The sequence below is a fragment of the Loigolactobacillus bifermentans DSM 20003 genome, assembly GCF_001434575.1.
Lineage (GTDB): Bacteria > Bacillota > Bacilli > Lactobacillales > Lactobacillaceae > Loigolactobacillus > Loigolactobacillus bifermentans.
This window is the reverse complement of the sequence record NZ_AZDA01000101.1, coordinates 1-1,008: the sequence shown is the minus strand read 5'-3', so window position 1 is coordinate 1,008 and position 1,008 is coordinate 1. Positions and strand designations below refer to the sequence as shown.

1 protein-coding gene is annotated in these 1,008 nt (G+C 43.4%); it reads right to left on the bottom strand.

What is annotated here, in order from left to right; genetic code table 11:
* Positions 1-14: 14 nt before the first annotated feature.
* On the bottom strand, positions 15-935 hold the full coding sequence (locus FC07_RS11885) for an IS30-like element ISLsa1 family transposase (RefSeq protein ID WP_011373852.1): 921 nt from the start codon (positions 933-935) through the stop codon (positions 15-17).
* Positions 936-1,008: the final 73 nt, after the last annotated feature.

Sequence of the window (1,008 nt, the reverse complement as noted above, 5' to 3'; positions counted from 1 at the left end):
GGCAAATTACAAGTTTAATCCGAACAAGCCCGGAATCTTTCAATGGCAGTCTGTTGATGATGTATTTTTAATGGTCGTTGATTAATTAGTTCAAGTGCTGCTAGGATCTCATCAGTCGTTACTTGGCTAAAATTGGTCTTTTTCGGGAAGAACCAGCGTAACCGTCTATTAAAATATTCATTGGAACCTCGCTCCCATGGTGAATATGGATGGCAAAAATAAACTTTGATCTGATAATCCTGTTCTAAGGCCTGATAATTGGCAAACTCTTTACCATGATCAACAGTAATGGATTTTACTTGGGGACCGAAGGCCCCCATAAACTTGCCAAAGGCGGTGTTTAGAGCCTTAGCCGTTCTATTAGGGGCTTTGATGGCCCATAGAAGTCGGGTCTTACGTTCTACGAATGTAACCAGACATGATCGTGACTCACTTCGACTAGAAAGCACCGTATCTACTTCCCAATGACCAAAAGCTAACCGTTGATTAACAGTTGTTGGCCGTTGTTCGATGGAAGTCCCACTTGTAAATTTCCCACGATTTTCGCTCACTCGGTGCTGGCGGACATTCCGATTGGGTAGATCAGTCAATTTGAAGGGGAGCCAGCCACGATTAAGCCAATTATAAATTGACGCAGTGCTCAAGTTATAAGCGGCCGCAATGGTTTCTGGTGACCAGGTTAATCGTAAATGATTGGTAATTAAAGTCGCTAATGCTGCCGTCAGCATCGAACGACGACCGCAATTCCGCCTTTTGCGATCTGCATCTTGCTGAGCTAATTCTGGATCATAAGGTTTAACCCGGTCCAACTCATAGCTAATCGTAGCTTTGGCGACGCCTAAGGCGTCAGCCATTACTTGGTAAGATTTATTCCCCTCATTGACTAGTTGTGCTAGTGCGCCACGTTGAAAACGTGATAAAGTAGATGTACCCAAAGTAATCACTCCCTATATTGGTTGGAATTAGCTACTACCATTGTAAGTGATTGCTTTGGGCTTTTTAATTTCT